The sequence below is a fragment of the Streptomyces sp. NPDC093586 genome (genome assembly GCF_044764905.1).
Lineage (GTDB): Bacteria > Actinomycetota > Actinomycetes > Streptomycetales > Streptomycetaceae > Streptomyces.
In genome coordinates, this window is record NZ_JBIWJA010000075.1 from 1 (window position 1) to 9,522 (window position 9,522).

Here is a 9,522-nt window from a genome sequence, read left to right on the forward strand (position 1 = left end):
CGTCCAAGGAGCCCGGGTGTGGCTGGAGATCCTGCGAGAACAACACCCGGACGCCTACAAGACCCTGCTCACCGAGCTGGGACCCCCCTAGCCCCCGATACGGAAGCCACCCCGCCGGCCCCGCTCCGGAGGAGTAGCCGGAGCCGGTATGCGGCGGAGACGCGGTGGCCCCTGGACGCTCCGTACCGGCCGTCGGCCCGATGTCCGCCCCGTCACGGTGTGCGGCTCCGGCTGCTTGACGACTCGCGGTTCCGCAGCGGATGCACGGGCGAGCGCCGGATTACCGATGGGGCCGATGCCCGCCGTGGCGCTCAGCCGGCGGATCGGCTCACCGTTCTGGGGCCAGGGATACGCGTCCGAAGCCGCCCACGGCACCGGCCCCCCGCGGCACCGGAACGGCACACGAACCGCGGCTGCCCGCTCCCCGAAGGAGCGGGCAGCCGCGCAGGAACGCCCACCGGCCGGTCAGCCCTTGAGGAATTCCACGATCTGCGGGGCGACCTTCTTCGGCGCCATGACGACCGCGCCGTGGTTGAGACCCGGCAGGGTGCGCTGGTCGGCCTGCGGGAGGATCTCCGCGACGGCACGGGCGGCGCGCTGGAAGGCGGCGGGGCTCTTGCCGCCGGTCAGCACCCGGGTGGGCATGCCCGCGCCCTTCCACTCGGCGGCGTCCAGCGGCTTGCCCTGCTGGGTGTCGCCCATGACCGCGATGTCGTAGGGCAGGGTGGGGGCCAGCTTGGTGAGGTTACGCCACACCTTCGGTATCAGCTTCATGAAGAAGACCGCCGCGCCGGGCATGCCCTGCACCTTCGTCATGAAGTACGTGACCGCATCGCTCTCGCGTCCCTGCGCGAGCAGTGTCTCCACCTGCCGGGCCAGGTCCCGGGGCGGGCCCCCGTCACCGTCGGCGACGACGAAGGGCGGCTCGTACAGGGCCAGGCGGTCGATGCCCAGGCCGGCGTTCGCGGCGCGCAGGGCGAGGACCGCGCCGGAGGAGGAGCCGAACAGGGACGCCCGGCCGCCGACGTGCTCGATCAGGGCGGCGATGTCCTCGATCTCGCGGTCGACGGCGTAGGAGGCGGCGTCGCCGCTGGCACCGCGGCCGCGCCGGTCGTAGTTGATCACGGTGAAGTGTTCGGCGAGGAGCGCGGCGAGCTTGGTGGTGTCGGAGCGGTCGGCCAGGGCGGAGGCGACCAGGACCACGGCCGGTCCGCTGCCCGACTTCTCGAAGGCGATCTCGGTGCCGTCGGCGGAGACGACGCGGGCGCCGACCTCGGCCTGCTCTCGGGTTGCGGACATGTGACTCTCTCCGGGGTGGTGTAGGGGGTGGGGGACGGGAGCCCGGCGGGGGTGCGGGGGGTCGATGGGACGGTCCATGCGGGAAGGACCCCCCGAGAGCGGCAAACTCATCGGTGCCGCCGCCGGACGCTCGGATCAGCCGACGGCGCAGTGCCGGCGCAGGTGCTCGGCGGTCAGTGCCTGTTTTCGATCCCCGGTTTTGAGTAGCTTTGGGCTCTAGGCTGGCTGGGTGTCCGAGGGCGCCGGGGAGGCCGAGGAACGGATGTGCGGAGGCTGCGGTGAACGGCTGCGGTCGGATGCACGGCCCGCTGCCGTGTACTGCTCGGCGGCATGTCGTGCCAGGCAGTGGCGCCGGGACCGCCGGTTGCGCAAGCGGGTAGCCGCGGAATTGAGCGGTGCCGGCCGGGCCGAGTGCCCCGAGTGCGGGGCGACCTGGGTGGCCGGGGTGGATCGCCGTTCGAACGCGGTCTACTGCTCGCGGCGGTGCGTCACGAGGGCCTGGAGGGCCCGGAAGGAAAGGTTCGGCGAACGGTCACAGTGACCGCATCGCGAACGCATCAGGATTCCAACTCCGGTCAGAGTCTAGTCAATTACGGTCATTCGTTGTGATCGTCGTATTTTCGGTCTGACTCTCGGTCAGAGCGGGACGGGTCTCGCCGCGGCCGAGGGGTCGTGCCCCGGGCTCGCGGTGGGTGGTGGATGCCATGCCCGAAGAGATCAACGACGCCGACAAGGTCGGCAACGTCAGCGCGAACCGGTACGCGGAGATCGTGGCCGAGCTGCGGAAGCTGGTGGAGACCGCCAGCCGGATCCAGTTCACGGTCGGCGACTACGCGCTCGAAGTCGAGCCGATGCGCGAGTCCGGCGGCCAGGAGCGGAGCGACTCGCTGTTCACGGTCAAGGAGTCGCTGTTCCGCCTGGCCGAGGACATCGGGCTGTCCTACGCGATGGTGGACAAGGCCCGGTGGACCGCGTCGAAGTGGCCGAAGGACCGGCGGGTGGCGGGGGTGTCGTTCACGGTCCACCAGATCCTGGCGTCGATCGCCGACGACGAGGAACGGTTCGCCACCGTCCTCAACCCGCCGGAGGGCAAGTCCCGCTGGACGCCGGACGAGGCGAACCGGAGGGTCGGTCGGCAGGTCGTCAAGCCGGTCACCCCACAGGAGAAGGTCAGCGCCATCCACGCCCTCGCCCAGGACGAGGAGGTCGCCGCAACCGTCACCGGTGATCTGCTGCGGCGTCCGGCGGTCGTCGCGCAGGTCAAGGACGCGGACAAGGTCCGGGCGGTGGAGGAACTGACCCGGGAGGACCAGGTCGCCGCCGCCGTCGCTCCGGACTTCCTGCGCCGTCCCGCCGTCGTCGCCCGCGTCGCCAAGGCGGACAAGGTGAAGGTCGTCGAGGAACTGACCCGTGACGAGCACGTCGCCGCCGAGGTGACCACCGGCCTGCTGCGCAGGCCGGACGTCGCCTTCAAGGCGATGTCGGACGACACCGCTCGCCACCAGGTCAACCACGCCCAGGTCGAACACGGCCGGCAGGCCCGCGAGCACTTCGACGAGACCAGTCCCGTCGCCCCGGCGATCCGCAACATCGACCGGTCGGTGGAGTTCCTGGACCTGGTCACCGCCTGCCACGCGTTCGTCGCGGCGGCCGGCCGCGTCGTCCCAGGCATGCGCGACCGCCAGCTCGGCGACGACGAACGCACGATCGTTCACGAAAACGTCGCCCGCGTGAGGGCCACCCTGGACTGGATCGAGACCGCGGTGGACACAGGCAAGGTGGACGTCGACGGCGAACTGGCCAAACTTCTGCAAGGTGAGTAGGCGATGCCCCGCGCTTCCGAGCGCAGATCACCCGCCGCCCAGCGACACGCCGACACCGTCCGGTTCGTACTATTCGAGGCCCGGCCGGCCGGTCTGACCTTCCACCAGCTGGTCAGATCCAGCGAACTGTCGCCCCACCAGACCCGCGCCGGCCTGGCCTGCCTGCGGGACACCATCGCCGAACGCGGCTGGCCGCCCCTGATCTGGACCCGCCCGGACGGCTACAAGTTCTGCTCGGACCCGGCCGAGCTCCAGGCGTACGAGGTCGCGATCATCAGGGAGAAGCTCACCGAGATCCGCCGGTTCATCACCGGCGTCGTCGCCCCACACGCCGTCCTCCAACCGAAGGGCCGCTGGATCAAGCACCTGAACACCCAGCTCAGCTCGGTCGAGTCCACCCTCGACGTGATCGCCGACTACATCGACGCCTGACCGGCGGGGCCGGCCGCTTTCCGGCCGGCCCCGCCCCGTCCTGGAGGGGAGGGAAACCCGTTGCCGCGGCGACGCTGCTACCCCTCCGACACCTGGGACGATGAATGGGCCCTGATCGAACCGCTGTTGCCGACACCGGCCTGCGAGACGAAGGCGGGAGGCCGGCCGGAGAAGCACCCTCGCCGGGAGATCGTGGACGCGATCCGATACGTGGTCGACACCGGCTGCAAGTGGCGAGCCCTGCCCAAGGACTTCCCGCCCTGGCGCACGTGTTACGGGTTCATGGCCCGATGGGCGGCCGCCGGCGTCATCGGGCAGATCCGTGACCAGCTCCGCAAACGGATCCGCCGCGAGATGGGCAAGGCGCCCGGAGCGGTCGCCACCGTCATCGACTCCCAGTCGATCAAGGCTGCCGAGACCGTCGGCAAGGACTCCCGCGGCTACGACGCCGGCAAGAAAATCAACGGCCGAAAAAGGCACCTGGTCGTGGACACCAAGGGACTGCCGCTGTTCGTAATGGTCACCCCGGCCGACATGTCCGACCGCAACGCGGCCAAGGAAGTGCTGTTCCGGCTGCGGCTGATGCACCCCGAGATCACCATCGTCTGGGCCGACTCCGCCTATGCCGGACAGCTCGTGACCTGGGCGAAGACTTACCTGAACCTGACGATCAAGACTGTCAGCCGCCCGAAGGATGCCTCCGGGTTCGTCGTCCTGCCCCGGCGCTGGGTCGTCGAACGCTCACACGCCTGGGTCATGCACGCCCGTCGACACGCGCGCGACTACGAACGGCTCATCCAGCACTCGGAATCGCTCATCACCTGGGCCGCGATCACCCTCATGACCAGGCGCATCACCCGCCGAAACTCCCGCAGGAGCGGACAGCCGGCCTCCCGCGATGCCCAACGAGACTGATCATCTCGGCACTGACGGTCAGCAGGGCCACCAAGAGGCCACCGGGCCCGGACCGCAGCCCCTGAGCACTACTCTCCCACCCCGACAAAGCCGCATCACTGCAATCTGGCGAAACCTATGCGGAGGGACTATCCGTGACCGGGGACGGAGCCGCTTCCGTCGTGGGCGCCGGAACATTGCCCGTGGAGATGCGTTCCTTCCGCCATGGCAGGAGCAGCGCGCTCGCCATACACAGCAGCCCAGCGATGAGCAGGGCACCGCGCACCCCCACGGGGGCCACGATGAGACCACCAGCGATCATGAAGGCGGCCTGGCATGCCTTCGAGCCGACGGACCAAGATGTGCCGACGCGGGACATGAAAGCGTCCGGTGTGGCCGCCATGCGATACGTGGTGAACGACGGGTTGAAGACCCCGGCGGAGAAAAGCAGGCCGAAGTCGGTGGCCACGATGACGAACACGCCGAGGGCACCGGAGGGCGTCAGTGGCACCAGGATCGTCCAGAGCGTGCGCGCAACACCGGACAGCAACAGAATGCGGCGCTGTCCAAATCGCCGGGTGAGCAGCGGGGCCAAGCGTGAGCCCAGCACGCCGCCCAGGCACGGCAGTCCCAGGGCGAGTCCGTACTGCCACGGTGCCAGGCCGAGGTCATTCAGCATGAGGACGGCCATCAGCGGTGACGTCATCATGATGGATCCACCAAAGAGCAGCGCGTTGAAGAACAGCGGCCGCAGTCCCGGGTGCCGCAGGAGGTATTGCCAACCGGCAGCGATGTCGCGGCCCAGGTGAGAGGTGGCGGCGCGGGCCGGTGGCGCGGGTTCAGGCTGCCGGATGCGACGGATACCCAGGGCCGATCCGAGGAAGGACAGCGCGTCGACCACCATCGTGGCGGCCGTGCCCAGTGCCCCGATGAGAAGCCCGCCCACGGGCGGGCCGGCGCTAACGCTGATCCAGTTGGTCGTCTCGAACAGGCTGTTGGCACGAAGGCGGTGCTCGGGCAGGACAAGTGCCTTCAGATGCGCGCCACTCGCCGCGTCGAACGCGACAGACGCCGCCGTCTGGAGAACGCCGACGACACACAGCTGGGTGTAGGTGAGCCTGCCGAAAGCCATGGCGACCGGAACGCTCACCAACAGAACACAGCGGGCCAGGTCGGCGGCGATCATGACCGGCCGCTTGTACTGGTGCTCAATTCGCACACCGAGCGGCAGAGCGATCATTCCGCTGGCCACTGCAGACAACGCAGCGAGCAAAGAGACCTGGAACGCAGAGGAGTCCAGCACCAGGAGGGCAATCAACGGCAATGCCCCCATACCGACGGCACTGCCCGCTGCGCTGACCGTGTAGGCGCCCCACAACCGCCGGAAGTCTTGCCCGAGCGTGCTCCGCCGTACCAACCGAACCTCCCGAGGTGTGAAGGCGCTCAGCGTAGTGACTCGGACCAACCACCACCCCGTGATCAAGACATCACTAGACCCGTCTCAGAGCTGAGATCAGAAACAGGCACTGAAACCCAGCCCGCTGCGAACGTCACCGGCACCCCTCTGGAACAGATGATCAATTGGGGGCAATTGCAGATCGACACTGCGCGACTTGAGCGAAAGCTGGCTCGGGCGCACTCAGTGGTCCGCATACGTCGGGTGGCCGTCTCGGTCGCTGGCCTGGCACTCGTGGTGGGCATCGGCTGGACGGTGTGGCACTGGCAGACGTCCTCCCTCCTTTTCCTTCTCGGACCTGGCATCCTCTGTGCCAGCGTGAGTGGACTCTGTATCGCGTGCGTCGTAGTCGATGCGCGGCTGCGGAAACCGGAGCCCCTTGCCAAGCTGGAAGATGACCTCGAGGTCCTTCACCTGACCGCGCGCATCATGAATGCAGTGGTCCCGCCGTCGCTGACGCTGCGCCGCAACGTGTACCGAGAAGACGTTGCCTCCCTGATTGAACAGTACGAAGCAGATAGCCGCAGGTACCGCAGCATCCACAACCGGCTGCAGACCCTCATCATGGTCGGATCGGCCTCCACAACCACTATCGCGGCCCTGGACACTGGCAAGGAGTTGACCTGGCAGGGCATGACCCTGACGTTCATCAGCTTCGCCATCACCGTCGCCGCGATGTTCACGGGCTACTACAAGTTCCGTGAGCGCAGCTACTTTCTCCAACAGACTGCCGACGCCATCGAGGAAGAGGCCAACGCAGTCGCCCTCGGCATCGGCCCCTACAGCGATTTCGGCCCTGGCCAGGAACAGGAAGCGATGAAACTGTTCACCCAGCGCGTCGAAGACCACCGCACCGAGCAGCGGCGCCGTCAGCAGCAGCTGGACCAGCCCGCCGACCAGGCCGCCCCCTCCAGTCAGCCGCCGGCGCCGTGACCCCCTCAGCCGCGCAACTGCCGTTGGGCGGGAATCCGGATCGGGTGCGGGAACTCTTGCTGTTTGTGCCGCGTGTTGACAGAAGAAGCGCTGTGATGGTGTCCGGGCCGCCAGCCGGGCGGCTGGAACGTCGTGAGCGAGGGGTGTGGGTTGTGCTGGCTGAGGGATTGACGGCGCTGGCCGCGGCGGGGGGCAGTGCCGTGGTGCAGGCGGCGGGGACGGACGCGTGGACGGGGCTGCGGCGCCGCGTCGCAGAGCTCTTCGGCCGCGGGGACGGTACGCGGGCCGCGGCGGAACTGGAGCGGCTGGAGGCGACCGCGCGGACCCTCCTTCCCGCGGCTTCCGGTTCCGGTGACGCCGCAGCACTGCGGCTGCGGCAGGAGGGCGTGTGGGCGGGCCGGTTCGAGGCGCTGCTCGAAGGTCTCGACGAGGAAGACCGCGAGCGCGCGGTGACCGAGTTGCGGGAGCTGGTGGCGTTCGCTGCCGCCACGGCCGGTGATACAGCGTTCGCGACGGGCGCCGCGGTCGTCCAGGACGGGGGCAGCGCGGTCACCGGAGTGAAGAACACCGGTCCGGGCCGCCGGGGCCCGGCACGGGCAGCCCACACCGGGGACGCGGAGGCCACCGGCGCGGGCTCCAGCGCCGTCACCGGCATCGTCAACGACAACCGGTAGGACTCGGCAACCGCCCGCCCGGACCGACGGGCTGGCAGGAAGACGCAGCATGGGGAGAAGCGGGGGCGGCATGGCCCGGTGGTTTCGGCGAGGACGCAGCGACGGCAGCCCCGGCCCGGGCGTCGCCAAGCCCGCGCCGCGCAACGACACCGGCGGTCAAGAGGTGCGCATCACCGATGCCGCCGCGGGCGGCAGCCTGGTCCCGGCGCAGCCTGCGGCCGGCACCTGGCAGGAGGTGACGGGCAGCGGGAACGCGACCGCTACCCACGGAGCGAAGGCCGTCACCGGAATCGACAACTCCATCACCCTCAACCTGCCCCCCGAAGCCCACCCGCCAACCGAGGTACCGGCACGCGCAGGCCTCGACGCTCTCCCCTTCCACCCCGGTTTGTTTGTGGGGCGTGGTGGTGAGCTGGAGGAGTTGGATGCGGCGTTGGAGGGGGTGGGGGTGGCGTTGGTGCAGGCGGTGTCGGGGCTGGGCGGGATCGGGAAGAGCACTCTGGCCGCCCACTGGGCCGCGACGCGTGCGCACGGGTATGTGCCGGTGCGCTGGTTCACCGCGGACAGTCCGGCCGGTGTGCAGCAGGGCCTGGCTGACCTGGCCGTCGCTCTGCAGCCTCTGCTGGCCCGGGTCCTGCCGGTGGAAGCCCTTGCCGAGTGGGGCCTGCAGTGGCTGGCCTGCCACACCGGCTGGCTCGTCGTGCTGGACAATGTGCAAGTCCCGGCCGACATCGCCGCTCTGGTCGGCCGGGCGCGTGGCGGCCGGTTTCTGATCACGTCCCGTCTCACCACCGGCTGGAGCGCGGCCGGGGCCTCGAGCGTGGTGCGTCTGGACGTCCTGGATCCCGGGGACTCGCTGAAGCTGCTGACACGCATCGCCGTGGCGGATCATCCGGGCCGGGACATGAGCGGTGCCGCTGGTCTGTGCGAAGAGCTCGGGCATCTTCCGCTGGCCGTGGAGCAGGCGGGTGCTTACCTCGCGCAGAACCCGTTCACCACCCCCCGCGCCTACCGTGAGCTCCTCGCCCGGCAGCCGGGCCGGATGCTGGGCCGGGGCGCGGTGAACACTCCGGCGGAGCGGACCATCGCCCGGATCTGGGACGTCACCTTGGACCGTATCGCCCAGATCCAGCCCGAGGCGGCCGATCTGCTGCGCGTGCTGGCCTGGTTCGCTCCCGACCACATTCCCACCGCTCTCCTCCCGGCGGCAGAAACAGACCAGGACAACCAGAACAACCAGAACGGCCAGGACAGCCGGGGCGGCGGGGGTGGGGTGTGGGAGGCGGTGGGGGTGCTGTCGGCGTACGGGATGCTCACCGTCGATCCGGCCGCGGGCACGGTGTCGGTGCACCGTCTGGTCCAGGCCGTGGCCCGCACCCCCGAGCCCGGCCATCCCCACCGCACCCCCGAGCAGATCGATCAGGCCCGCCGGCATGCCACCGGCCGTCTGCACACCGTCCTGCCGCAGGACTGGAACGACCCGGCCACCTGGTTGCTGTGGCGGGAACTGCTGCCCCACGTCGACGCCCTCGCCCGCCACGCTACCGCCGACACCGACACCGACACCACGGCCGGCCTCCTCGACCGCGCCGGCAGCTTCCTCAACGACCAGGGCACCGTCCGCCGTGCCATCGCCTACCTCGACCGCGCCCACACCACCTGCCTCCGAGTCCTGGGCGAGGACCACCCCCACACCCTGACCTCCCGCAACAACCTCGCCGGCGCCTACCGTGCGGCGGGGGCCCTGGCGCGGGCCATCCCGCTGTACGAGCGGACGGTGGAGGATGCGGTGCGGGTGCTGGGCGAGGACCACCCCTCGACCCTGGCCTCCCGCAACAACCTCGCCTACGCCTACGAGACGGCCGGAGACCTGGAACGGGCCATCCCCCTGTTCGAGCGGACGCTGCGGGAGCGGGTGCGGGTGCTGGGCGAGGACCACCCCTCGACCCTGGCCTCCCGCAACAACCTCGCCTACGCCTACGAGACGGCCGGAGACCTGGAACGGGCCATC

7 protein-coding genes and 1 pseudogene are annotated in these 9,522 nt (G+C 69.7%); 6 read left to right on the top strand and 2 right to left on the bottom strand.

What is annotated here, in order from left to right:
- Positions 1-465 precede the first annotated feature (465 nt).
- Positions 466-1,299, bottom strand: a complete 834-nt coding sequence (locus ACIRFH_RS36055) for an alpha/beta fold hydrolase (RefSeq protein ID WP_403530662.1) — start codon at positions 1,297-1,299, stop codon at positions 466-468.
- Positions 1,300-2,003: 704 nt separating this feature from the next.
- On the opposite strand from ACIRFH_RS36055, the gene ACIRFH_RS36060 reads away from it, so the two are divergent.
- From ACIRFH_RS36060 to ACIRFH_RS36070, 3 genes and pseudogenes are all read left to right on the top strand, one after another.
- Positions 2,004-3,122 (top strand): DUF6192 family protein, encoded by a 1,119-nt coding sequence (locus tag ACIRFH_RS36060; RefSeq protein WP_403530665.1) that lies wholly within the window; start codon positions 2,004-2,006, stop codon positions 3,120-3,122.
- 3 nt (positions 3,123-3,125) lie between these two features.
- Entirely contained in the window at positions 3,126-3,554 is a 429-nt protein-coding gene (locus ACIRFH_RS36065; protein WP_397988845.1) for a RacP protein, read from the top strand.
- A gap of 60 nt (positions 3,555-3,614) precedes the next feature.
- Positions 3,615-4,426, top strand: a pseudogene (locus ACIRFH_RS36070) (IS5 family transposase); the annotation flags it as partial.
- Between the two features lie 158 nt (positions 4,427-4,584).
- Here the strand turns inward: ACIRFH_RS36070 and ACIRFH_RS36075 are convergent.
- On the bottom strand, positions 4,585-5,865 hold the full coding sequence (locus ACIRFH_RS36075; RefSeq protein WP_403530680.1) for an MFS transporter: 1,281 nt from the start codon (positions 5,863-5,865) through the stop codon (positions 4,585-4,587).
- A 243-nt stretch (positions 5,866-6,108) separates the two neighbouring features.
- Between ACIRFH_RS36075 and ACIRFH_RS36080 the strand changes: the two genes are divergently transcribed.
- From ACIRFH_RS36080 to ACIRFH_RS36090, 3 genes are all read left to right on the top strand, one after another.
- The gene (locus ACIRFH_RS36080; protein WP_403530668.1) at positions 6,109-6,837 is read left to right on the top strand and encodes a DUF4231 domain-containing protein; all 729 of its coding nucleotides are present in this window, start codon (positions 6,109-6,111) and stop codon (positions 6,835-6,837) included.
- 152 nt (positions 6,838-6,989) lie between these two features.
- Positions 6,990-7,511 (top strand): hypothetical protein, encoded by a 522-nt coding sequence (locus ACIRFH_RS36085; RefSeq protein ID WP_403530671.1) that lies wholly within the window; start codon positions 6,990-6,992, stop codon positions 7,509-7,511.
- A gap of 70 nt (positions 7,512-7,581) precedes the next feature.
- A partial coding sequence (locus ACIRFH_RS36090; protein WP_403530674.1) for a tetratricopeptide repeat protein occupies positions 7,582-9,522 on the top strand: 1,941 nt, incomplete at its 3' end.